The organism is Corynebacterium sp. MSK004, from assembly GCF_030232515.1.
GTDB lineage: Bacteria > Actinomycetota > Actinomycetes > Mycobacteriales > Mycobacteriaceae > Corynebacterium > Corynebacterium hesseae.
In genome coordinates, this window is record NZ_JASPKB010000002.1 from 321404 (window position 1) to 334367 (window position 12964).

At 62.2% G+C, this 12964-nt stretch carries 11 protein-coding genes; 8 read left to right on the top strand and 3 right to left on the bottom strand.

From position 1 onward, the window contains the following. Positions 1 to 37: 37 nt before the first annotated feature. Positions 38 to 1327: an MFS transporter gene (locus QP999_RS04050; protein ID WP_070532335.1), complete on the bottom strand. Its 1290-nt coding sequence runs from the start codon at positions 1325 to 1327 to the stop codon at positions 38 to 40. An 80-nt stretch (positions 1328 to 1407) separates the two neighbouring features. Here QP999_RS04050 and QP999_RS04055 point away from each other — a divergent pair, with 80 nt between their 5' ends. The 3 genes from QP999_RS04055 to QP999_RS04065 all read left to right on the top strand — a co-directional run bounded on the left by QP999_RS04055 (position 1408) and on the right by QP999_RS04065 (position 4480). Beyond that, the gene (locus QP999_RS04055) at positions 1408 to 2181 is read left to right on the top strand and encodes a MerR family transcriptional regulator (protein WP_144268913.1); all 774 of its coding nucleotides are present in this window, start codon (positions 1408 to 1410) and stop codon (positions 2179 to 2181) included. Between the two features lie 131 nt (positions 2182 to 2312). Then, on the top strand, positions 2313 to 3017 hold the full coding sequence (locus QP999_RS04060; protein ID WP_070522860.1) for a response regulator transcription factor: 705 nt from the start codon (positions 2313 to 2315) through the stop codon (positions 3015 to 3017). Between the two features lie 11 nt (positions 3018 to 3028). Next, positions 3029 to 4480, top strand: coding sequence for a sensor histidine kinase (locus QP999_RS04065; RefSeq protein ID WP_284847730.1), 1452 nt, complete (start codon positions 3029 to 3031; stop codon positions 4478 to 4480). A 24-nt stretch (positions 4481 to 4504) separates the two neighbouring features. Here QP999_RS04065 and QP999_RS04070 read toward each other — a convergent pair whose 3' ends face one another. Further along, positions 4505 to 4933, bottom strand: coding sequence for an HIT family protein (locus QP999_RS04070; RefSeq protein WP_154762511.1), 429 nt, complete (start codon positions 4931 to 4933; stop codon positions 4505 to 4507). Positions 4934 to 4967: 34 nt separating this feature from the next. Between QP999_RS04070 and purD the strand changes: the two genes are divergently transcribed. After that, positions 4968 to 6242: a phosphoribosylamine--glycine ligase gene (gene purD / locus QP999_RS04075; protein ID WP_284847731.1), complete on the top strand. Its 1275-nt coding sequence runs from the start codon at positions 4968 to 4970 to the stop codon at positions 6240 to 6242. A 39-nt stretch (positions 6243 to 6281) separates the two neighbouring features. Further along, on the top strand, positions 6282 to 7721 hold the full coding sequence (gene purB / locus QP999_RS04080) for an adenylosuccinate lyase (protein WP_070532348.1): 1440 nt from the start codon (positions 6282 to 6284) through the stop codon (positions 7719 to 7721). A gap of 115 nt (positions 7722 to 7836) precedes the next feature. On the opposite strand, the gene QP999_RS04085 is transcribed toward purB, so the two are convergent. Continuing rightward, complete coding sequence (locus tag QP999_RS04085; protein WP_070564030.1) at positions 7837 to 8643, bottom strand: serine/threonine protein kinase; 807 nt, start codon at positions 8641 to 8643, stop codon at positions 7837 to 7839. Between the two features lie 64 nt (positions 8644 to 8707). Here QP999_RS04085 and QP999_RS04090 point away from each other — a divergent pair, with 64 nt between their 5' ends. The 3 genes from QP999_RS04090 to QP999_RS04100 all read left to right on the top strand — a co-directional run bounded on the left by QP999_RS04090 (position 8708) and on the right by QP999_RS04100 (position 12486). Next, positions 8708 to 9565: a phosphoribosylaminoimidazolesuccinocarboxamide synthase gene (locus QP999_RS04090; protein ID WP_070532429.1), complete on the top strand. Its 858-nt coding sequence runs from the start codon at positions 8708 to 8710 to the stop codon at positions 9563 to 9565. Between the two features lie 9 nt (positions 9566 to 9574). Beyond that, positions 9575 to 11683, top strand: coding sequence for a S9 family peptidase (locus QP999_RS04095; protein WP_070564027.1), 2109 nt, complete (start codon positions 9575 to 9577; stop codon positions 11681 to 11683). Positions 11684 to 11799: 116 nt separating this feature from the next. Further along, complete coding sequence (locus QP999_RS04100; RefSeq protein ID WP_070564024.1) at positions 11800 to 12486, top strand: DUF2334 domain-containing protein; 687 nt, start codon at positions 11800 to 11802, stop codon at positions 12484 to 12486. Positions 12487 to 12964 lie beyond the last annotated feature (478 nt).

Below are 12964 nucleotides of genomic sequence, written 5' to 3' on the forward strand. Positions count from 1 at the left end.
AGCGCCACACATTAAAAGGGGGCTACGTCGAAGGAGCTCACACCTTGGCGGGGTCTTTGACCGGGATGAGCACGAGGGCTCCTACGAGCAGGACCAGCCCAATGGCGAGCACGCCTCCCCGGTCGCCTTGGCCCAACAGTGAGACGAAGACACCGAACAGGAAAGGCGTCAACCACGCCACGGCCCGCCCGGTCGTGGCGTAGAGGCCGAACATCTCGCCTTCGCGCCCTGGCGGGGCAACGCGCGCCAAGAAACCGCGGGCGGAAGCCTGGGCTGGTCCCACACATAGGCACAAGATGAGTCCGCAGATCCAGAAGGCCGTCGGCCCCTGCGCCACGAACATGATGCCGGCCATGAGCGTCAAGATAGCCAGGCAGGTGAGGATGATGGCTTTGGGGCCCACGTGGTCGTCGATCAGCCCGCCCGCCACCGCGCCGAGCGCGGCCGCAACGTTGGCGGCAACGCCGAAGATGAGCACGTCACCGGGAGACAATCCATAGACGGACACCCCCAGCACCGCCCCGAAGCTGAACACGGCCGAGAGCCCATCGCGGAAAATGGCCGAAGCGAAGAGGAAAGCAAAGGCATTGCGGTCCTCCCGCCACAGCGTCACCACCGTTCGCCACAGCTCGCGGTAAGACGCCGCCACACCACCCGTCGATTCACCCGACGGCGCAATCTCCGGCACACGCAGCAACACAGGAATGGCAGACAACCCAAACCACGCTGCTGAAAGTAACGCTACGAGCCGGATATTCCAGCCGCCCTCCGTGTTTAGCCCTAGTGCGCCGCCCTCGCCGGAGACGAATCCGAAATAGCAGATGAGCAGCAGCGCGATGCCGCCGAAATAGCCCGCCGACCATCCCAAGCCGGATACCCGGCCCACCTTGTCCTCGGAGGCCACTTGATTGAGCTGGGCAAAGTAATTGACTTCGGCGAATTGGATGGTCACCGAACCTACCGCCAGGCCGATAAGCCCGAGCCAGAAATACGCGGGCGCATCATTGCGGATGAAGAATAAGCTAGCCATGACCAAGAACGTCAGCAGGGACCAGAAACCCAGCGCGCGCCGCCGCGTGCCCAGCCGGTCAGAGCGCTGGCCCATCACGGGGGTGACCGCAAAAATCACCAGCCCCGCCACCGTCATGGACCACGACAACCATTGTGCCGGTGTGAACTGCGAATCAATCTGCTGGCCCACCGAGTCGGTGAGGTAGACCGAGAAAATAAACGTCACGAGAACCGCGTTGAAAGCTGCCGAACCCCAATCCCACAGGGCCCAAGCAGCCACGGTGAGGCGGTCAGTGCGTGTCGAGGCGTGAGTCATGCTTCATTATCGTAGGCAAAAACATGTGCTGAGTGGCAGGAGTTGCACTTAACGCGACGTCAACTTTTAGGCTCAACGGCATGCGTAACGACTACAGCATCGGCGACGTTGCCGAAATCCTCAAAGTCACCACCCGCACGTTGCGGCACTGGGATGACATTGGGCTGCTCAGCCCACAGTGGCGCACTGGGGGTGATCACCGCCTGTACACCGAAGATGACGTGCAACGCGGGATGGACATCCTGATTTATCGCAGCGTGGGAATTGAACTGAAGGACATCGCAGTGCTTCTCGATGCCCCTTCCTCCGCCACCCTGGCCCGCCTCCGTGCCCAACACGAGGCTTTGCAGAAGCGGCGAGCCGACGTCGATGCCATGTTGTACGCAGTGGAAAGACTAATTGAGGAGACTGAAATGGATAAGAACCTAAGCCCCAGCCAAAAAATGCGCAACCTGGGTGACGCATGGCCCCAATTGCAGGAAGAAGCCCACGAGAAGTGGGGAGACAGCACAGAGTGGGCGGCCAGTGCGGCCGTCGCGGAATCGATGGGAAAGAAGGACTGGGAGGAATTCTCCGTGGAGCATGAACACTTTGCGGCCGAGCTAGAGGAGGCCGCGAAAGCGGGACTTGAGGCAGGCAGCGAGGAGGCGAAGGAGATCGTCGACAAGCACCGTGCCCTCATCGCCCAGTGGTACCCGGTGTCGAGGTCCAAGCAAGTGCTCCTGGCGCGCCTGTATTGCGAGGATCCGCGCTTCGATGAGACCTACCGTGGCAACGCCGACTACCTGCGCCAGCTGATCGAGGCTCAAGCCCAAGCAGAAGGGCTAGATCTGGATAATCTCGTGTGGGACTAATGTGTTCACAGCGCACGTCCAGACTCCGCTCAGTACCCTGGGAAGGCGTAGTGCAATACTTCTCACTTTGAATGAGAAACCCCCACGCCACCTAGGTATAGGAACAGCGGAGAAAGGACCAAAGCGGGACCATGGATGATTCAAAGGACGTCAAGGTACTTGTCGTCGATGACGAGCCCAATATCGTTGAACTACTTACTGTCTCCCTGAAGTTTCAGGGCTTCGATGTACACAGCGCCAACTCCGGCAACGAGGCTCTGCGCATCGCGCGTGAGATCAATCCCGACGCCTACATTATGGACGTCATGATGCCGGGCATGGACGGTTTTGAGCTGCTGGGCAAGCTGCGCGCAGAAGGCCTCGACGGCCCCGTCCTCTACCTCACCGCTAAGGACAGCGTGGATCAGCGCATCCATGGCTTGACCATCGGTGCGGATGATTACGTCACCAAACCCTTCAGCCTGGAGGAGGTCATCACCCGCCTGCGCGTGATCCTGCGCCGCGGCAATGCGGTGGATGATCAGGATGGCAGCGCCACCATGACCTATGCCGACCTCACTCTCAACGATGACACCCATGAGGTCACCAAGGCCGGGGAGATCGTGGAGCTTTCGCCCACCGAGTTCAACCTGCTGCGCTACCTCATGCAAAACCGTGAGGTGGTGCTGTCCAAGTCCAAGATTCTGGACAACGTCTGGCACTACGATTTCGGCGGCGATGGCAACGTGGTCGAGTCCTACATCTCCTACCTGCGCCGCAAGATTGATACCGGCGATACACCGCTGATCCACACCGTCCGCGGCGTTGGTTATGTGCTGCGCACACCGCGCACGTAGGCTCATCCACTATGAGCGAATCCCCCGCGAACACTCAGGGCTCGGATTCTGGATCCTCTTTGGTGCGGAATAGCGCCCTGCGCCGGCGCATGCAACGTCCTAAAGCGCTGCCCCTGCGCACGTGGCTGCTCGTCCTCATGGTTCTGGTTTCGGGCTTGGGCCTGGCTATGTCCTCCCTGGCGGTGTCGTCGATCATGCGCAATGTGCTCTACACCCGCGTGGACACTGAGCTCAATGACGCGATTGGCTCCTGGGCCAGCAACCTCGACGCGGCCTTTTATACCCCGCAGGACGGAAGCCGCCGACCCCCGACGGACTATGTAGCACTGGCGTACTATCCCGATGGTTCCGTGGTGACCACGCGGCCGATGGCGGCGTTGCCGGATGCCCGCTCGGTGGTCGTCGGCGGCGAGCCCACGAGTGTCCGCTCGGTTCAAGGCGAAACCGAATGGCGGGCCGTGGCGAAGCTCAAATCGGATGGTTCCGTGGTCGTCGTGGCCAAAGACATGACGACGGAGAACTCCATCCTTAAAGGCCTGGCCATTGTCCAGGTCATTATCGCGGCGTTGGTCATGCTCATCATCGCGTTGGTGGGTATGTGGCTCATCCACAGAGCCTTGCGTCCGCTGCGCGTGGTGGAGAAAACTGCTTCCCAAATCGCGGCGGGCAACCTGGATAAACGCGTGCCGGAGTGGCCGCTGCACACCGAGGTGGGGCAGCTCGCCGCAGCGCTCAACGTCATGTTGACACAATTGCAAAACTCCGTGCTCCATGCGCAGGAGAAGGAGCAACAGATGCGCCGCTTCGTCGGCGATGCCTCCCATGAGCTTCGCACCCCACTGACCAGCCTGCGCGGCTATACGGAGCTGTACCGTTCGGGGGCAACCCAAGACCCGGAGTTTGTCTTCAGCAAGATCGATGCCGAGTCACAGCGCATGTCGTTGCTGGTGGAGGACCTGCTGGCGCTGACCCGTGCGGAGGGTTCGCGTTTGGATATGCGCGAGGTGGACATGTTGGAGCTCGTGCTCTCTGTGGGTTCTTCGGCGCGCGCGGCTTTTTCTGGCCGCACCATCAACGTCAACAACGAAGCCTCCGGGATTCCAATGGTCAACGGAGACCCGGACCGCTTGCACCAGGTATTGCTTAACCTGGTGTCCAACGGCATCCGCCACGGCGGTGATGAGGCGTCGGTGACGCTGACGTTGCGGGATGACGAGGAGCACGTGCTTATCGACGTTGCCGATGACGGCAAGGGCATCTCCCCCGAAGATGCAGCCCACATCTTTGAGCGCTTTTACCGTGCTGATACCTCACGAACCCGCGATACGGGTGGCTCGGGCCTGGGCTTGGCCATTGTGAAGTCTCTCGTGGAGCAGCACGGCGGTTCGATTTCCGTGGATTCGGAGCTGGGCCGCGGCTCGGTGTTTACCGTCCAGCTGCCCAAGGCGGCAGCTAGTTCCTAGCTGCCGGAAGGTAGCAGTCAGCTCTTAGTTGTCGCGGCGGCCGTCCTCATCCGTGCCGAGGTGCTGGCGGATACGCGCGGCGGCCTCGTCCATGGCGGCGGGGTCGGTGGCGTCGGCAGCGAAGGCCTTGGCAAAGTCGTAGTCTTCCATCTTCTCGGTGGGGAAGAGGTGGATGTGGGTGTGGGGAACGTCGAAGCCGGCGATGATGTAGCCGGTACGTGGGGTGTCGAAAGCCGTCTTGATGGCGCCACCGATTTCCAGAGCGATGGCGTTGAGGTGTGCCCAGGTTTCAGGATCGAGGTCAGTCCACTTATCTACTTCCTCGACCGGCACCACCAAGGTGTGGCCGTAGCGCAGCGGCTCGATGGACAAAAACGCCACGCATTTCTCGTCGCGGTAGACAAAGCGAGCAGGCAGCTCGCCCTCGATGATCTTTGTAAATACTGAAGACATGGCCCCTAGGCTACCGCCAGTTAAGATAGACGGCATGCGCATTCTCGTTATCGGTTCGGGCGGCCGCGAACACGCCCTGCTTACTGGCCTGAAAGCTGACCCCACTGTTACCGATCTGCACATCGCACCGGGCTCCCCGGCCCATGCGAAGCAGGCCACCGTCCACCCAGAGTATTCCCAGGTGGATGATCCTGCGCGCATGGTTGAACTAGCCGTGGACATCGCCGCTGACCTCGTCGTCATCGGGCCGGAGGTACCGCTGGTGAAAGGCGTGGCGGATGCCCTGCGTGAGCGCGGCATTGCGGTCTTCGGGCCGTCGGCAAGCGCGGCGCAAATCGAGGGTTCCAAGGCCTTTGCCAAGGACGTCATGGCGGCCGCCGGCGTGCGCACCGCCCGCGCAGAGCAGCTCGCCCCTGGCGCAAGTGATGCGGACATTGAGGCCGCGCTCGACCGCTTCGGCCCGCACTTCGTGGTCAAGGACGATGGCCTAGCAGGCGGCAAGGGCGTGGTGGTGACCGAATCCCGCGAGGAAGCCCGCGCGCACGTCGATGCCGTCCATGCAGCCGGCAACCCGGTGCTGCTCGAGTCTTTCCTCGACGGCCCCGAGGTTTCCCTGTTCTGCCTCGTGGATGGTGAGACCGTCGTGCCGCTGCTGCCGGCGCAGGACCACAAGCGCGCCTATGACAACGATGAAGGCCCCAACACCGGCGGCATGGGCGCCTACACCCCGCTGCCGTGGCTGCCTGCCGACGGTACCCAGCGCATCGTCGACGAAGTCTGCGTCCCCGTGGCCAAGGAAATGGTCAAGCGCGGCACGCCGTACACCGGGCTGCTGTATGCGGGTTTGGCCTGGGGCAAGGAAGGTCCGGCCGTCGTCGAATTCAATTGCCGCTTCGGTGACCCGGAAACGCAGGCGGTGCTCGCTCTGCTGAAGTCCCCGCTGGGAGAGGTCCTGAACGCCACTGCGACCGGGCGGCTGGCATCACTTGCGCCGCTGGAGTGGGAGGAAGGCTACGCGGTCACCGTGGTACTGGCCGCCGAGGGTTACCCGGCTTCCCCGCGCAAGGGTGATCCGATCACCTCGCCGGAGCTTGATGATCCCACCCGCGTCCTCCACGCTGGCACCACCACGGGGGAGGGCGGATACGTATCCAACGGTGGTCGTGTCCTCAACGTCCTCGGCCGCGGTGCCACCTTGGCCGACGCCCGCGCCGCCGCCTACGAGGTGCTCGACGGCATCAAGCTGGAGGGCAGCTTCTTCCGCAAGGACATTGCGTTGCCAGCGGAAAAGGGCCAGATCAGCATCTAATCCGCTGATAATGCCTCCTTTGGGGCGAGGCGTGGAATAATGAGCGACGTGGCTGAAAAGAAGAACATTTCCAACGTCCTGTCCGCTCGATACGCCTCCCCAGAGATGGCTGAAATCTGGTCCCCAGAACACAAGATCATTCTGGAGCGCCAGCTGTGGATCGCGGTGATGAAGGCGCAGAAGGATCTCGGCGTCGATATTCCCGCCCAGGCCATCGCCGCCTATGAGGCGCAGGTAGAGAACGTGGACCTTGCCTCGATTGCCCAGCGTGAGCGCGTCACGCGTCACGACGTCAAGGCACGCATCGAGGAATTCAACGCTCTGGCCGGCTGCGAGCACATCCACAAGGGAATGACCTCGCGCGACCTGACGGAAAACGTCGAGCAGCTGCAGATTCTGCGTTCCTTAGAGCTGGTGCGCAATAAGGCCATCGCGGTGGTCTCGCGCATTGGTGAGCACGCCGCGCAGTACCAGACGCTGGTGATGGCAGGCCGCTCCCACAACGTTGCTGCGCAGGCGACGACCTTGGGCAAGCGCTTCGCCTCGGCTGCCGACGAGCTCCTGCTCGGCATCGAGCGCGTGGAATCCCTGTTGAGCCGCTACCCGCTGCGCGGCATCAAGGGCCCGATGGGCACCTCGCAGGACATGCTCGACCTCATGGGAGGCTCCGAGGACAAGCTCGCCGCGCTGGAGACGCGCATTGCGGATCACCTGGGCTTCTCCCGCGTGTTCAACTCGGTGGGCCAGGTTTACCCGCGCTCCCTCGACTTCGATGCTGTGTCTGCGCTCGTTGAGCTGGGTGCTGCGCCCTCCTCGCTGGCCACAACCATCCGCCTGATGGCCGGCAACGAGACCGTGACTGAAGGTTTCAAGGAAGGCCAGGTTGGATCCTCCGCGATGCCGCACAAGATGAACGCCCGCTCCTGCGAGCGCGTGTGCGGTTTCCAGGTAATCCTGCGCGGCTACCTCACCATGGTGGCGGATCTGTCCGGCCAGCAGTGGAACGAGGGCGACGTGTTCTGCTCGGTGGTCCGCCGCGTGGCACTGCCGGATGCCTTCTTCGCCATTGACGGTATGTTTGAAACCTTCCTCACCGTGCTCGCGGAATTCGGTGCCTTCCCGGCGATGATCGACCGCGAACTGGAGCGTTACCTGCCCTTCCTTGCCACCACCCGCATCCTCATGGCGGCGGTGCGCGCGGGCGTGGGCCGCGAAACCGCGCACGAGGTCATCAAGGAAAACGCCGTCGCCGTGGCGCTCAACATGCGTGAGAATGGCGGGGAGCAGGATCTGATCGAGCGCCTAGCTGCCGACGAGCGCCTGCCGCTCGATGCCGCCGCCCTCGAGGCCGCGCTGTCGGACAAGCACGCTTTCATCGGCGCTGCCGAATCGCAGGTGAGCCAGATTCTGGGCCGCATCAAGGCGATTGCTGATCAGCACCCGCAGGCCGCCGCCTACACCCCGGGCGAAATCCTTTAGTTTCACCCCTTGGCGGTACGTTTCGATCAATTAAGGTTGCCAGCTCTTCAATTTTCTAGCCCCTATTTGATCGAAACGACCTCCCATCGGCGGCCGGACAACCCGGCACTAGCTCTTAGGCCATTCCAGGGATGCGCAGCACCGGCAGCTCGAAGCCGCCGAGGGATTTGCCGTTGGTAGCAAGGTAGCCGCCGATCATCAGAGCGGTGAGCACCGCCATGATGCCGAGAACCGTAGCACCCGTGGACGAGGTTTGCTGCTGCGTCGTCTTGCCCGGGATGGGTAGCTCCGGCACCGGCTGGATACCTTCCTGCGCACCGCGGCTGTGCAGCTCTTCCACGCACTCGGCAAAGGACTGCACCTGCGCTGCGTTGAAGGCATCGACGGCCTCCTTTTCCTGCGCCTGGTTTTCTGCCAGAGCGGCGCGCAGCTTAGGGCTGAAATCGCTACCCGTAGACAACAACGGTGCCGGTCCCTTCTCAGTCCGGGACTTCGCCGCATTGATCGAGTATTCGGCATCCCCTGGCAACAGCACCGATTCATCCTCCACCAGGTCCTCCGGGGCGGACGCGCCGACCATGATGATGACCATATCCGCGCCCGTGTAGCCGGCCTTGCCCAGCGCGGCCACCGTCGCCGCGTAGCCCGGAGCCTTGCTGATATCGCGCGAGGTGTACGCGGAGAAGTCCAGCTTCGGGAACTGCGCTTGAATCTTCTCCGAGGTCGCGCGGATGGTGTTGATGTAGCCCGCCCGGACGTCGCGGGCTAGTGCGCGATCCGTGGCGGACGCCGACATCGTGCACAGCCACTGTCCGTGGGCGGACTCGCGCACGGAGATGTCGGCTGCGTGCGCAGCGGGCACAGACAGGGCGGCGCCCACCAGCGCAGCGGAGGTCAAAAGGGAGGTCAGGCGAGAGTGCACGGGCTTAGCTCCTCGGGATTGGGATGTATCTTGAAGCAGTCTAGACGGGTCTAGAATGTATGTCATGCGTCCAGAACTTTCTTCCTATGCCCACATCGCCTCCGGCAAGGTGCGCGATATCTACGAAATCGATGACAGCACCCTGCTCATGGTGGTCTCCGACCGTATTTCCGCCTATGACCACGCCCTCGAGCCGGCCATCCCCGACAAGGGCCGCGTGCTCACGGCGACGTCGAAGTTCTTCTTCGACGCCATCGACTTCCCCAACCACCTGGCCGGAACGCTCGATGATGAGCGCATCCCCGAGGAAGTCCTCGGTCGCTCAATGGTCGTGCAGAAGCTCGACATGCTTCCCTTCGAATGCGTCGCCCGCGGCTACCTCACCGGCTCCGGACTCAAGGAGTACAAGGCATCCGGCAGCGTGTGCGGAGTCAAGCTGCCGGAAGGGCTGACCGAAGCTTCCCGCCTGCCCGAGCCCATCTTCACCCCAGCCACCAAGGCGGAGCAGGGCGAGCACGATGAAAACGTTTCCTTCGACGTCGTCGTGGACAAGCTCGGCCGCGAACGCGCCGAGGAGCTGCGCGATGCCACCCTGCGCATCTACGCCACGGCCGCCGCGTTGGCGGAGGAGAAGGGCATTATTTTGGCGGATACGAAGTTTGAGTTTGGCGTCGATAAGCACGGCACCCTGGTGCTGGCCGATGAAGTCCTCACCCCGGACTCCTCGCGCTACTGGCCGGCCGACACCTATGAGGAAGGCAAGGTCCAGCCTTCCTTCGATAAGCAGTACGTGCGCGATTGGCTCACTAATTCCGGCTGGGACAAGGAGTCCACGCCGCCGCGCTTGCCGGACGACGTTGTCCAGGCCACCCGCGCGCGCTATGTTGAGGCCTTTGAGCGCCTGTCCGGAACCACCTTTTAAGGAGGCTGAATGAACGCACCGATTGCTGCTAAGCGCCCCATTACGCGAGAGTTTCACGGCCGCAGCTTCGTCGATGACTACGAGTGGCTGCGTGAGAAAGACACCCCGGAGACCCGCGAATACCTCGAGGCCGAAAACGCCTACACTCAAGAGCGCACTGCGCACCTGGAGACCTTGACGGAGAACATCTTCACCGAGGTCAAGTCCCGCATCAAGCAGACGGACATGTCCGTGCCCCAGCGTCGCGGCAAGTACTGGTACTACGGCCGCACCGAGGAAGGTAAGGAGTACGGCTATAGCTGCCGCATCCCGGTGTCGGAAGGCTCCGATCCGTGGACCCCGCCGACCATCCCGGAGACGGGGGCACCGGAAGGGGAGCAGGTGCTTCTCGACGTCAACGCGCTCGCCGAAGGCCACGACTTCTTCGCTCTGGGTGCGTCCACGGTGAGCGATTCCGGTGACCTGTTGGCCTATTCGGTCGACGTGGCCGGTGATGAGCGCTTTGAGCTCTTCATCAAGGACCTGCGCACGGGCGAGCTGTTGGAGGACCGCCTGGAAGGTATCTTCTACGGTGCAACGTGGGTGGGGGAGGAGTTCATCTTCTACACCACCGTGGATGATGCGTGGCGCCCGGATACGGTGTGGCGCCATCGCGTGGGCACCCCGCAGTCGGAGGACGTCGTGGTCATGCGTGAGGAGGATTCGCGTTTCGGCATCGGCGTGGGCACGACCCGCAGCGAGAAGTACATCATGATCGTGTCGAGCTCGAAGATGACGAGTGAGGCATGGGTACTCGAGCAGGACAACCCGGAGGGTGAGTTCCGCTGTTTGTGGGCGCGCGAGTCCGGAGTGGACTACGACGTCGACCACGCCGTGGTGGCAGGAACCGACTACTGGGTGGTCACGCACAACGCCACCGGCCCCAACTTTGCGTTGGGCTACTGTCCGGTCACTGATGATCTGCCAGCCCTGCGCGAACTCACCGTCCTCATGCCACACGATGACACAGTGCGCATTGAGGGCGTGGATTGTTACCGCGACCAGATCGTCGTGGGCTATCGCCGCGGCGGTATTGGTCGTGCGGCGGTGATGGACGTGCGGGAGGGCTGGGCGCGCTTCAGCGAGCTCCACTTCAACGAGGAGCTTTACACCGTTGGCGTGGCCGGTAACCCCGAGTGGGACGCGCCGGTGCTGCGCGTGAGCTATACCTCCTTCATCCAGCCGGCCCAGCTCTTTGATTACCGCGTGGCGACCGGCGAGTACACGCTGCTCAAGGAACAGGAAGTACCAGGCGGCTATGACAAAGACGAATACGTGGCCTACCGCGTCTGGTCTGAAGCACCCGATGGGACGAAGGTGCCGGTGTCCATCGTGCACCGCGCGGACCTGGACCGCACGCAACCGAACCCGACGTTGCTTTATGGCTACGGTTCCTATGAGGCGAATATGGACCCGTACTTCTCGGTCTTCCGTTTGTCTCTCATGGACCGCGGCATGATCTTCGCCATGGCGCACGTTCGCGGTGGCGGCGAGATGGGCCGCAACTGGTACGACGACGGCAAGATGCTGGCCAAGAAAAACACGTTTACGGACTTCATCGCGGTGGCGGATGACCTCATCGCGCGCCGAGTGACCACGCCTTCACAACTTGTTGCTGAAGGTGGCTCGGCCGGTGGCCTGCTCATGGGCGCGGTGGCAAACATGGCGCCGGATAGGTTTAAGGCCATCGAGGCGAACGTGCCCTTCGTCGACCCGCTGACGTCCATTCTCATGCCGGAGCTACCACTCACGGTGGTGGAGTGGGAGGAATGGGGCGACCCGTACCACGATCCGGAGGTCTACGACTACATGGCCTCCTATGCGCCATACGAAAACATCGCTCCGCAGAAATACCCGAATATTCTGGCGTTGACCTCGCTCAATGACACCCGCGTGCTGTATGTTGAGCCGGCGAAGTGGGTGGCCAAGCTGCGTGACGTTGCCACCGGCGGCGAATTCCTCCTCAAGACGGAGATGGCCGCCGGCCACGGTGGTGTGTCCGGACGCTATGCCCAGTGGCGGCAGGCGGCTTTCGAGTACGCGTGGTTGATCAACCAGGCCGCGGGTGTCGAGGCCTAGGGACCACTTACGGCGTGTGGCTCATTAGGCACCCAGCGGCCTAGGCCGCCCATGTGGGGGAGCTCCGAATCTCTCTCAGCGCGCGCCGGGGCGGTGGCTGTGCGATAATTTTCCTTATGCATGGCCACCTTCTGGTTTCGATTTCCAGTATTTTTAATGACACCCGAAGCCAAGCCTCCGATCTGCTCAAGCAGTTCGATAAAGCTGACGTTCCTGTCTCTTTGCTGGTGGCGCCGCACATCGACGGCAATTGGCACCTAGCTAAAGACGCGGCGACGCAATCCTGGCTTCGCGAGCAGGCCGAATCGGGCCGCGTGCTTATTCTCAATGGCTTTGACCAAGCGGTCCAGGGCCGCCGTGCGGAGTTCGCCAACCTGGATGCGCACGAGGCACGTTTGCGCCTCAAGGGCTCGACGCGACAGATGGCCAAGATCGGCTTTGAGCCGACCATCTTTGCACCGCCGCGCTGGCGAATGTCGGAGGGAACACTAGAAGTCCTTCCCGAGTTTGATTTCGACTTTGCCGCCTCCACCCGTGGCATCCACGACCTTCGCACAGGCGAGCTCCACCAAGCCCGCAATCTGTCCTTTGGTGAGGGCTTCGGTTCGGCAAAGTGGTGGCGCCGCAACATCATCCGCGCTGCCGAGCGCTCCGCCCAGCGCGGAAACACCGTGCGCCTATCGATTTCCGGCCGCAACCTCGATGACCGTAAGGTAGTTGCTGATTTCCTTAAGGCCGCCGAGCGCGCCATGGCAGCAGGTGCCCGCCCCGCTGACTATTCCGTTTTCACGCACGCCGAATAGCCCACCAACCTCTTTTTCTTTGGGGTGTGGCCGAATTAGACGCGGTGTAGGTTTGTGAACCCGTCGGGTGTGCTGGCTGCGTGTTTCACGAGCGCAATCCCCGAATTGCGGTAGCGGACGTAGGTTTCAATTGCCCCACCCGCAATCGGAGCGAGAAAAGCCTCTCTTATGAGGGGCTTGACCTGGCTGAGCAGAGACGAACTTAGCGAGTATTCCGGCGTCGCGGGTCAGTGAGTAAGTGGCAGGAAGCTCCGTCAGTAATGCTGGCGGGTGTCCGGCTGCACTGTTTGCGGCGTCTAGCGCGTACTCGGTACTACATGGGGGGTTGGAGGCGCCACGACTCGGTGGCGTTGCGTCAACTTCTACTTGGAAAAGCTAGTTCTGGAAAAGCTAGTTCTTGTGTGTTATGTCCATAGGGTTTTTGGACATGGAGTCCGGTGTCTTTTTGGACACGGAATCCATGGAGGTCTTGGACACT